At 70.3% G+C, this 12188-nt stretch carries 2 protein-coding genes (1 of these 2 running past the window's edge); both read left to right on the plus strand.

From position 1 onward, the window contains the following. Window positions 1-6447 (plus strand): non-ribosomal peptide synthetase (locus tag EEB19_RS14650; protein WP_187587473.1); only part of this gene is annotated, 6447 nt, incomplete at its 5' end. Beyond that, on the plus strand, window positions 6444-12188 hold the start of the coding sequence (locus tag EEB19_RS14655) for a non-ribosomal peptide synthase/polyketide synthase (protein WP_187587475.1). 49251 nt of this gene lie beyond the right edge of the window; the window shows 5745 of its 54996 coding nt (coding positions 1-5745); the start codon lies at window positions 6444-6446; its stop codon lies beyond the right edge, outside the window. The genes EEB19_RS14650 and EEB19_RS14655, both read left to right, overlap by 4 nt.

Below are 12188 nucleotides of genomic sequence, written 5' to 3' on the forward strand. Positions count from 1 at the left end.
CGCGACCGATTCGATGCCGACACCCCACCCGCACCCGCCCCGCCGGCGCCGGCGGCCATGGGCGCCGGCGACGAGATCGCCTACGTGATCTTCACATCCGGCTCGACCGGTACACCCAAGGGCGTCGAGGTCGGACATCGCGCGATCCTGAACCGGCTGGCGTGGATGCAGGAGGAGCATCGCATCGACCAGGACGATGTGGTGCTGTACAAGACGCCCATCACGTTCGACGTGTCCGTCTGGGAACTGTTCTGGCCGTTGATGTCCGGTGCGCGGATGGTGATCGCTCGCCCGGACGGGCACCGTGACCCCGACCATCTCGCCGACCTGATCTCCGCCCACGGAGTCACCACGCTGCACTTCGTGCCGTCGATGCTCGACGCCTACATCGACGTGGTCTCACGCCGTCCGGCGCCATCGGCGGATGCATGCGGTGCGGGATCGGTCTTCGGTGCGACCGTACGGCAGGTCTTCACCTCGGGGGAGGCGCTGCTTCGCGCCCTGGCCGACAAGGTCGCCGACTCCGCCGAGGTGGAGTTGGTCAATCTGTACGGCCCCACCGAGGCGGCCGTCGATGTCACCGGACATCGCGTCGTCGGTGGCGACGGCCCGGTGCCGATCGGCCGGCCGATGCCGAATACCGATGTGCGCGTGCTCGACCGCCACCTCAGGCCCGTACCCGCCGGGGTCGCGGGCGAGCTGTATCTGGCCGGGAGTCAGTTGGCGCAGGGTTACGTCGGTCGCCCCGATCTCACGGCCGACCGTTTCGTGGCCGACCCGGCCGGCGACCCGGGCGCGCGGATGTACCGCACCGGAGATCTCGTCCGCTGGACCGAGTTGCTGGAGTTGGAGTATCTGGGGCGCACCGACTTCCAGGTGAAGATCCGCGGTCAGCGAGTGGAGCTCGGTGAGATCGAGTCGGTGCTGACCGGTCTGCGCGGTGTCGAGGCCGCCGCGGTGCTCGCGCGGACCGACGGGGTGCGCACCGCGGCCAACGCCCCGATGCTCGTGGCCTACCTGCGGGCCGAGGCGGACGGTGTGTCCGAGCGTGATGTGCGGGCGCACTGCCGACGGCACCTGCCCGCCCACATGATCCCGTCCTCGGTTGTGATGCTCGACGATTTCCCGGTCACCGCCTCCGGGAAGCTCGACCGTGCGGCACTGCCCGCGCCCGATCCGAGCGCCGGCACGATCTTCACCGAACCCACGTCGCCGGTGGAGGTCACCCTCGCCCGTCTCGTCGCCGATCTCATCGGGGCCGACCGGGTCGGACTGCGCGACAACATCTTCACGATCGGCGCCGACTCGCTCACCGCGGCCCGGCTCGTCGCACGCGCACGCGCCGACCACGGCCTGTCCCTGCGGCTCGCCGACGTTTTCGACAGCGCCGATCTGGCCGAGATGGCCTCGCGCGCAACATTGCTCGTCGATGCCGCTGACGCCCGACCGACCCCGGTCGCCGACCGCGGCGCCCTCGTCCCGCTGTCACATGCGCAGACCCGGCTGTGGTTCGTGAACCGGATGGATCCCGAGGCGCCGACCTACAACATGCCGGGCGCCATCCGGCTCGGTCACGACGTCGATCTGGCTGCGCTCCGGCTCGCCGTGCTCGATGTCGTCACGCGCCACGAGTCATTGCGCACCCGGTATCCCTCGGTCGCGGGGGAGCCGGTGCAGCAGGTCGTCGATGCCGCCGACCTCGGCGATCTGGCACAGGTGCCGGTGACCGAGGTCGGTACCGTGCCGATCGCGCAGGCCATCGCCGACGAGGCCGCCCGCGGATTCGACCTGGTCGACGACATCGGTTTCCGCTGGGCACTGCTCACCGACGGCACCGAGACCGTGGCACTGATCGTTCTGCACCACATCGCCGCCGACGGCTTCTCGTTGCAGCCACTGATCCGTGATCTGTTGCAGTCCTACGAGTCCCGGTCGGCCGGCCGGGCACCCGCTTTCGTCCCGCTGCCGATCCAGTACGCGGACTTCGCGTTGTGGCAGCACCGAGTGCTCGGCACCGCCGACGACCCGTCGGAGGTCCAGGTCCGCGAACTCGACCACTGGCGTCGGGTCCTCGACGGCACACCCGACCTGCTCGCCCTGCCGACCGACCGTCCTCGCCCCGAGGTCGCCTCCGGGCGCGGCGGTTTCGTCGACCTCACCGTCGACGCCGATCTCGCCCGCGCCGTCCGCGATCTCGCGCAGCGCACGTCGGTCACCCCGTTCACCGTGTTCCACGCCGCGCTCGCCGCCGTGCTCGGCCGACTCGCCGACACCGACGACGTCCCGATCGGTGCCGCCGTCGCGGGTCGCGACGACGACATCACCGCCGACCTCGTCGGCATGTTCGTCAACACCGTGGTCCTCCGGACACCGGTCGCCGACGACGCGAGCGTGGCCGACGTCCTCGCCGCCGCCCATCACACACGGGCGCAGGCCATGGAGCATGCGAACATCCCGTTCGAGCGGGTGGTGGATGCGATCGCACCACAGCGTTCGTCGGCGCACGCACCGCTCTTCCAGGTCGCTCTGACGATGCAGGCCGAGGTCACCGACGAACTCACCCACCGGCACGAGTCGCTCGGCATGCTCGACACGAGGGTGCCCGCCGCGAAGTACGACCTGTCGTTCACGATCACCGACCGGGCAGCGGGTTCGCCGGACGAGCACTACGACGTCGAGATCTCCTACGCCACCGACCTGTTCGATGCATCGACGGCGCAGTCGATCGGCGGATACCTGATGACGATGCTGCGCGGCATGGTCTCCGACCCGGCCCAACCCGTCGCGCGGATCGACCTGCTGCCCCCCGAGACGATCGCCGGGCTGACCGCCACGCCGCAGCCCGTCACGGACGCCGCGACGTTGCGTGACCTGCTGCTGTCGGGCGCGGATCGGGCCGGCCTCGATTCGCCTGCCCTCGTCGCCGACGGCGCGGCGGTCACCTGGGCGATGTTCGAGGCACGCACCAATCAGCTCGCGCGCGAGCTGATCTCGCGAGGTGTCGGCGGCGGGTCGATCGTCGCGATCAGCATCGGCCGGTCGGTGCAGTCGGTGTGCGCCGCCGTCGCCGTGGCCAAGTCGGGGGCGGCGTTCGTCGCCATCGACCCGGGCCAGCCGAGCGCTCGGCGCACCCGGATGCTCGCCGACGCCGGACCGTCCCTGGGACTCACCGTCTCCGACGAGATCGCGAACGCCCCGTCGGGGATCGACTGGCTGGTCGTCGACGACGAGACCGTCGAACTGCGGATCGCCGGTCACAGCGGAAGCCGGATCGGCGACGCCGAACTCGCCGCGACGCCGCACCTGGCCGACCTCGCCTATCTCGTGCACACCTCCGGTTCCACCGGCAGACCCAAGGCGGCCGCGGTCACCCATCGGGGTCTCGCGACGATGGTCGCCAATCAGCGGGAGATGCTCGGGCTGACACCGGGCAGCCGCGTACTGCACGTGGCCTCGCCCAGCTTCGACGCCTCGATCTTCGAGATGACAATGGCGTTGTGCGCCGGTGGGCGACTCGTGATCAGCCCGCCGGACGTGTACGGCGGGGCCGAGCTGGACGACCTCGTCGCCGACGCCGCGGTGACCCATGCGGTGATGACGCCGTCGGCGCTCGCCACGCTCGAACCCGCATCCGTCCCCGAGTTGGCGACGGTGATCAGCGTGGGCGAGCCGTGCCCGCCGGAGCTGTTGCGGCGCTGGACGACTGCCCGACGAGAGTTCTTCAACCTGTACGGCCCCACCGAGGCGACCATCTGGGCGACCGCCGCGGGACCCCTGCGCGTCGACGACGCGGTCACGATCGGACGGGCCGTCCCCGGGGTGGGGGCACTGGTCCTCGACCGCGGTCTGCGTCCCGTCCCCGACGGCATGCCCGGCGAGCTCTACCTCACCGGTGTCCAGCTCGGGCGCGGCTACCACGGTCGCGCGGACCTGACCGCCGCCCGGTTCGTCGCCGACCCGTTCTCCTCCGGCGGCCGGATGTACCGCACCGGCGACCGTGTCGTCCGGTCAGCGGACGGTTCGCTCATCTACAACGGCCGCACCGACTTCCAACTCAAGATCCGCGGACAGCGGATCGAGCCCGGCGAAGTGGACGCCGTGCTCATGGAGCACCCGGGCGTCGGGACGGCGGTGAGCATCGGAACGCACACCCCCGCCGGCGACACCGTGCTGGTGGCTTACGTGACGACGACCGACGACCCCGCGCCGACCCCGGACGACCTCATCGCGCATGTCGCCGCGCGACTCCCGCGGCACATGGTGCCGCACACCGTGGCGGTGGTCGACGCGTTCGAGGTGACGTCCGTCGGCAAGATCGACCGGTCCGCCCTGCCCGCGGTGGACCTCACCACGATCCGCGAGTTCGTCGCACCACGCACCGAGATGGAGAGTGTGGTCGCCGACGTCTTCGCGCAGGTCCTCGACGTGGACCGGGTCAGCGTGCACGACGCGTTCTTCGATCTGGGCGGCAACTCGCTGTCCGCGACGAGGGCCGCCTCCCGCCTCGCGGCCGTGCTCGATCGGCGGGTACCGGTGAAGGACCTGTTCGAGAAGCCCACCGTCGCAGCCTTCGCCGGCCACATCACGTCGACCATGACGGGCCGTGCGACGCCGCCGCTGACCCCGCGCGGCCGCGCGGAACTGGTCCGCGTCTCCGGGGTGCAGCGGGGCATGTGGCTGCTCAATCGTGCGGATCCGGACTCGGCCAACTACAACGTCGCACTGGCACTGCGGATGTCGGGCGCGTTGAACGTCGAGGCACTGCAGGCGGCGATCACCGACATCGTCGATCGCCACGAGGCGCTGCGCACCCGCTACCCGATGATCGACGGCGCGCCGACCCAGGTGATCCTCCCCATCGAGGAGGTCGTCGGGCACCTCGACCTCGAGACCATCGATGTGACAGGGGATCTCGGAGATGCCATCGCGGCCGTCACGGGTGTCGGATTCGACGTCGTGGCCTCGCCGCCGATCCGGTTCGCCCTGCTGCGGGTGGCCACCGACGATCACGTCCTGGTCTTCGTCGTCCATCACCTCAGCGCCGACGGTGCGTCGATGGCGCCGCTCGCGCGAGATCTGATGGCCGCGTTCACCGCCCGGCGCGGGGGAGCATCGCCGTCGTGGGCGCCGCTGCCGGTGCAGTACGCCGACTACGCGCTGTGGCAGCATGATCGGCTCTCCGAACCCGCAGGCGATGCCGACAACAGTGATGCCGACAACAGTGATGCCGACGTCCGGGATACCGGCGCCGGCGTCGTCACCGAGGAGGACCGGCAGCTGCGCTACTGGGCCGATCGCCTCGCCGGGGCGCCGGCACAGGCTGAGCTGCCCGCCGACCGGCCGCGTCCGCTGACGCCGACCTTCGGTGGCGCCACCGTCGGGTTCGAGGTGCCCGCAGATCTGGTGTCGTCACTGGAATCGCTGGCCCGCCGGCACAACACGACGTTGTTCATGGTCACCCACGCGGCCTTCGCGGTGGTGCTGGCCCGCATCACCGGCAAGGACGACCTGGTGATCGGCACGCCCTACGCCGGCCGCGGCGACGCCGCGCTCGACAACGTGGTCGGGATGTTCGTCAACACCCTCGCACTGCGGACGCGGGTGCCGGTCGCCGAAGGCTTCGCCGATGTCCTGGAACGGGTTCGCACCGAGGACCTGATGGACATGGCGCACGCCGACGTCGCCTTCGACCAGATCGTGGCTCGGGTGCTCCCCGCCGCACCGACGTCGTACAACCCCCTCTTCCAGGTCATGTTCGCCTTCCAGAACATCGAGTTCCCCACCGTCGAGCTCGACGGTCTGCAGATATCCCCGGAAGACGAGAACCTGGCTGCGGCCAAGGTCGACCTGCAGTTGACGCTGTTCCCCGATGATCCTGCCGGCGACCGCGGCGACGGTCGTATGCGTGGCGAACTCCTCTATGCCACAGACCTGTTCGACCGTGGCACGGTGAACCGTATCGCCCAGTGGTACGTGCGGGTGCTGACCGCGGTCGCCGCGGATGCCACGTCCGTCGTCGGCGACATCGCCCTGGAGGGTCCCGCGCAGGCGGGAGCGGCGCCCGCCGATCGTGCTGCGGAGGACATGACAGCGACGGCGCTGCCGGATCTCGTCGCCCAGGCGGCGGCCGTCGACGCCGCGTCGACCGCCGTCGAACGTGGCGCGTTCGTCCTGGCGTTCGGAGATCTCGACGCCATGCGGGTCGCGATGAGCGGCGCGCTCCCCGACGGAGACCCGAACGCCGCACTCACCATGGCCCTCATGTCCGGCGTCCCCGACCTCACCGCGGCCGGGGCCGACGGACTCGAGGATGTCGTCCGACTGCTGCGGATTCGGGCTGTCGAGACGATCGCCGGAGCCGAGACGATCGGTTGTGGAACCGGAATCGCCGGCCGCGCCGGCCCGCACGAGTCACTGTCGCCGGCGGAAGGTGCCGATCGCACGTGACCGCGTTCGATTCCGGCACACCGCACATCTCGCAGGGGTGGGGGCGTCGGCCCTCCACCCTGCACCTCGTCGGTGTCGCCGCAGCCCTGGCACCCGACGAGGAGGCCTTCGTCGGTCGGTCCGGCCCGGTCACCCATGCGGCGCTGCACGAGCGGGTCTCGACGACCGCCGCCGCATTGGTCGCCGGAGGCCTCGATGCCGACGCCGCGGTCGTGGGCGCCGTGAGCGGCATGATCTCCACCGACGGTCTCGCCCCGGCCCAGATCGCGACGAACGCCCGGCGGGTCGTCGAGGAGGTCCGCGCCGCAGCGCTGGCGCTCTCGGGATCCTCGGACTGGGGATCGCTGCCCGGACTCTTCCGTTCCGCGGCCCACCGCTTCGGTGACCGCCCGGCCGTCGGCGATCTCGACGGCGCGCGGCTGACCTACCGAGAACTCGACGAGCGGTCCGATCGGGTGGCGGCGGGCCTCATCGCGGCCGGTGCGGCACCCGAGACCGTGATCGGCGTCGCGCTGCCCCGCAGCGCCGAGCTGATCGTCGCGCTGCTCGGTGTCGTCAAATCGGGGGCCGCCTACCTGCCGCTCGACCGGTCACATCCTGTCGAGCGTCTGCAGACGATCATCGTCGATGCGGAACCGCTTCTGGTGCTGGCCGATTCCGAGACGGTGTCGACGTGGTCAGCTCTCGATGTCCAGCTCTCGACGGTCGCCGACATCGAACGCGCCACGGATGCTGCGGTCCTGCCGCAGCACATCGACGGTGCGCACCCCGCCTATGTGATGTACACGTCCGGATCGACCGGGAAGCCGAAGGGGGTGGTCGTCACCCACGACGACGTCGTCACCCTGCTGCGGTCGATGGGGGAGATGTTCGACTTCACCGAGAACGACGTGTGGACGATGTTCCAGTCGTATGCGTTCGACGTCTCGGTCGGCGAGATCTGGGTCGCGCTGGCCTACGGCGGTCGCCTCGTCGTCCTCGACTACTTCACCACCCGCTCGCCGTCGGATTTCGCCGATGTCCTGGAGCGCGAACAGGTCTCGGTGGTGAATCTGACGCCGTCGGCGTTCTATCAGTACGCCGGTGCGGTGCGACCGCCGGCACGCGGCCGGGTGGCACCGTCGGTGCGCCACATGATCTTCGTCGGTGAGGCACTCGATTTCGCCCAGGTGCGGCGTTGGCAGACCGACCGCCTGGAAGCCGACGGTGACCCCGGTCCGACGCTGCACAACATGTATGGGCCGACCGAGGCGACCGTGTACATGACCCGACGTGAGCTGAGTGTCGAGTTCGTCGCGGACACGCTCGCCTCCGACATCGGTGGGCCCATCCCGGGAACGCGCACCCATGTCCTCGATCAGCGTCTGGCCCCGGTTCCCGAGGGTGTTCCGGGAGAGTTGTACATCGCCGGGGGACAGGTCGCCCGAGGCTATCTCGGCCGGTTCGAGCTGAACGCCACCCGTTTCGTGGCCGATCCGTTCGATCCCGCCGGCGGCCGGATGTATCGCACCGGAGACGTCTGCATCCCACGGGGCGACTCGCTCGAATACCTGGGGCGTGCCGATGCACAGGTCAAGCTGCGCGGCTTCCGGATCGAACTCGGGGAGGTCGAGGCCGCGATGCTGACCGCGGCCGGGGTGAACGCGGCGGCAGCCGCCATCAAACAGCGCGAGGGCGGCCCCGAGCAGATGGTCGGCTATGTCGTGGGTGCCGCGGAGGACGGCGGAGACCTCGAGGTCGCCGACGTCCGGACGGCCGCCGCCGCGCGAGTGCCCGACTACATGGTCCCCGACGTGATCATGGTCCTCGACCAGTTGCCGCTGAACGTCAACGGCAAACTCGACCGCGCGGGGCTGCCCGTACCCGAACCGGTCACGTCGACCGTCTACGAGCCGCCCCGCGACGACGCCGAGCGCACGATCGCCGCCGTCTTCGAGGCGGTGCTCGACGTCGACCGTGTCAGCGTCGAGGAGTCCCTGTTCGCGTTGGGCGGCAACTCCCTCGTCGCGGCGCAGATCTCGACCCGATGCTCCGATGACCTCGATCTCGCCGTGACGGTCCGCGACATCTTCGAGGCGCCGACGGTGCGGGACCTCGCCGCCCGCCTCGCCGACCGCATCCACGTGCACCGTCCCGAACTCGCACCCGCCGAGCGGATCGCACCGATCCCGCTGTCGTACGCGCAGCGCCGGATCTGGTTCCTGGCCGAGCTCGACCCGGCGGGCCACGTCTACAACATCCCGCTGGTGCTGCGCTTCCGCGGTGATCTCGACCCATCCGCACTCGACTCCGCGATGCGCGATCTCGTCGGCAGGCACGAGATCCTGCGGACCAGGTTCCCCGCCACCGACGGGGTACCCGAACAGATCATCCTGTCGATGGACGGCCACCGCCCCGACCTCCAGATCGATCCGCCACTCGGCATGGGGCACTCGACGATCGACCCCGCGACACCGGACGACGACGCCATCGACCCGGCCGTCGTCGACTCCGCTGTCGCACAGGTGGTGGGGACCGGATTCGACCTGCAGGCCGCGCCGCCGCTGCGAGCCCGGTTGTACCGGATCGACGACGACGAGTTCGTGTTCGTCCTCGTCGCCCATCACGTGATCAGTGACGGCGGCTCCCTGACGCCGTTGGCACGGGACCTCATGGATGCCTACGCGTCCCGGGTCGCCGGCCGCGAACCACTGTGGTCCGGCCTCGATGTGCAGTACGCCGACTACACCCTGTGGCAACGGGATCTGCTCGGTGATCCCGAGGCGCCGGACACCCTTGCGGCACAGCAACTACGGTTCTGGGAGGACGCCCTCCGGGGTGCCCCCGAACTGATCGCTCTGCCCACCGACCGTCCACGCCCGATCGAGCAGAGCCGGCAGGCGGGGTCGGTGACCTTCGACCTCGACACCGAGATCGTCGACGGCCTGGCGCGATTCGCCCGGTCGCACAACGTGTCCGTGTTCATGGTGGTGCACGCGGCCTGGACCGTCGTGCTGCACCGGCTCACCGGCGACCGTGACATTGTGCTCGGCACACCGTATGCCGGGCGTGGCGAGCAGGCCCTCGATCATCTCGTCGGCATGTTCATGAACACGGTCGTGCTGCGCACGCCGGTCGACCCGGCCGCCGGGTTCTCCGCCCTCGTGCAGGATGTCCGCGACCGAGACCTCGCCGCCCTGGGCAACGCCGACGTGCCGTTCGACATGATCGTCGAGCGGGTGCAGCCCGCCCGCAGCACCGCACACGCACCGATCGTGCAGGTTCTCCTGCTGCTGCAGGATGCGCAGGGAGTGCGGTTCGACCTCGGGGGTTCCTCGGCCGAACTGCTCGAGCAATATCGCGACCTCACCGAGTACGACCTCGCGATCACCCTCATCGAGGGCGCCGAGGGAATGCGTGGCACCGGACCGGACGGCGACGCACGCGGAATGGCGGGTGTCCTCGAGTACGCGACAGACCTGTTCGACCACACCACGATCGAGGACCTCGCCGCCCTGTTCACGCGGGTGCTGCGTCAGGTCCTGGCCGATCCGGCCCGGCCCGTCGGCGACCTCGACGTGCTCGACGGCGCCGCCGCCGATCGGCACCTTGCGCGCTCGCACGGTCCGTCGGTCCGGCTCGCCGCTCAGACGACCGCTGATGCGCTCGCGGAGCAGGTCGCGTCCACGCCCGAGTCGCCCGCACTGATCGCCGGCACACGGACCGTCACCTACCGCGAGTTGTCGCGGCGCGTGAACTCACTGGCCCGTGCCCTCATCTCCGCCGGCGTGGGACCGGACGTCGCTGTCGGCGTGTGTATCCCGCGGTCGATCGAGATGGTCGTCGCGATCCATGCGATCGGGGCGGCCGGCGGGCAGTACGTGCCCATCGACGTCTCCGCACCGTCCGACCGCGTGCAGTACATGATCGACACGGCCGGTGTCGAACTCGTCCTGGTGGGGCCGGCGGGCGCCCCGGCCGCTCTCGACCGGATCGACGTCGCGACCCGAACCGTCGACTCCGCGGGAGAGGTCGAGGGCCGTGCGACGCCGGTGACCGACGACGAACGTCGTAGCCCCCTGCGCCCCGACAACGCCGTGTACACGATCTTCACCTCGGGATCGACCGGACGGCCGAAGGGCGTGACCCTGACCCACGAGGCGGTCGTCAACCGCCTGCGCTGGGGTCTCGACGAACTGCCGATCGACGCGTCGGACACCGTGGTGCTCAAGACGCCGTACACCTTCGATTGTTCGGTGGCCGAGCTCTACGCGCCGCTGATGGCCGGTGCCAGGCTGCTCGTGCTCGACGCCGACGGCCACCTCGACCCGATTCGTCTCGCCGAGGAGATGGCCGAACACCGCGCCACCATGGTGCATTTCGTGCCGTCCATGCTGTCGGTCTTCCTCGAGGTGGCCGGCGACGACCGTGTCCGGGCACTGGAGTCGCTGCGCATCGTCTCGACCACCGGCGAGGCGTTGCCGCCGTCGGTGGCCGCCGACACCCGTGCGCTGCTGCCGGATGTCCTGTTCTACAACCTCTACGGGCCCACCGAGGCCGCCGTCGAGATCACCCATCACCGGATCGGCACCGTCGACGACGACGCCGCATCCGTCCCCATCGGTGTGCCGGTGTGGAACTCGACCGCCCATGTGCTCGACGCGCGTCTGCACCCGGTGCCCGACGGTGTCGCCGGAGAGCTGTACGTGGGTGGTGTGCAGCTCGCGCGCGGGTACGCCGCCCGTCCGGATCTGACCGCCGAGCGGTTCGTCGCCGACCCGTTCGGCGGGCCCGGTGCGCGTCTGTATCGCACGGGCGACCTGGTGCGGCGCCTGCCCGACGGCTCGCTGGACTATCTCGGCCGCACCGACTTCCAGGTGAAGCTCCGCGGACAGCGCATCGAACTCGGGGAGATCGAGTCGGTGCTGTCGTCGGCGCCGGGCGTCGTGCACGCCGCGGCCACGGTCGCGACGGCACCCGGGGGCGGCGAGCATCTCGTCGCCTATCTGGCCGGCCGCCCGGGCGACGCCCCGGAGCGTGACCGGGTGAAGACTGCTGTCGCACAGTCGCTTCCGGAGTACATGCGGCCGTCGGTGTGGATGATCCTCGACGACATTCCGCTGAACTCGGCGGGCAAACTGGACCGTCGATCGCTGCCCGCGCCCGAGTTCACGGCCGGGGAGCACGTGCCGCCGGCCACCGACGCCGAGGCCACGGTCGCCACGGTGTTCGCCGACGTGCTGGGCACGGATCGCGTGTCGGTGGTCGACAGCTTCTTCGAACTCGGCGGCAACTCGTTGTCGGCGACCCGCGTCGCGGCGCGGGTCGGGGAGGCGCTCGGCGCCGACATCCCGGTCCGGACGATCTTCGACGCCCCGACGGCGCGCGATCTCGCGGCAGCGGTGAGAAGGGATCCGGCAGCGAGCGAGGACGCCCGGACCGAGGTCGGCACGGCCGCACCGGGGCCGCGTACCCGGCCCGACCGTGTGCCGTTGTCGTTCGCCCAGCAACGGATGTGGTTCATCAACCAGTTCGATCCCTCATCCGCGGCCTACAACATCCCGGTCGTGCTGCGGTTGCGCGGGCCGGTCCACGCCGACGCGATGGGGCAGGCCTTCGCCGATGTCGTCGCGCGTCACGAGGTGCTGCGAACCCGATATCCGGCCGGTCCGGACGGCATCCCGTATCAAGAGATCGCCACCGCGAATTCCGCGGCGTCGCTGCCGGAGTGGCGAGTGGTCGACTCCGAGACCGCCGCCCGG

Origin of the sequence: Gordonia sp. OPL2 (assembly GCF_003797825.1) — a bacterium.
Classification (GTDB): Bacteria; Actinomycetota; Actinomycetes; order Mycobacteriales; family Mycobacteriaceae; genus Gordonia.